At 58.8% G+C, this 243-nt stretch carries 1 rRNA gene (cut by a window edge); it reads left to right on the top strand.

The features are described from left to right. Positions 1-4: 4 nt before the first annotated feature. Positions 5-243, top strand: a 23S ribosomal RNA gene (locus ACQY6C_RS14960) (its annotated part continues 299 nt past the right edge of the window); the annotation flags it as partial.

Genomic DNA, 243 nt, shown 5'->3' with positions numbered 1-243 from the left:
TGAAAGCCGGAAGCGCGCCGCTATGCCTGACGGCGTGCCTTTTGGAGAATGAGCCTGCGAGTTAATCTCAGTGGCTAGGCTAAGGGAGTGACACCCGAACCCGTAGCGAAAGCGAGTCTGAATAGGGCGTATAGTCGCTGGGATTAGACCCGAAACCGGGTGAGCTACCCATGGCCAGGGTGAAGCGAGTCTAACCGCTCGTGGAGGCCCGAACCTTTCGCCGTTGCAAAGGCGTGGGATGAC

The organism is Altererythrobacter sp. (genome assembly GCF_050299635.1).
Lineage (GTDB): Bacteria > Pseudomonadota > Alphaproteobacteria > Sphingomonadales > Sphingomonadaceae > Erythrobacter.
This window is presented reverse-complemented; position numbering and strand designations above follow the sequence as displayed.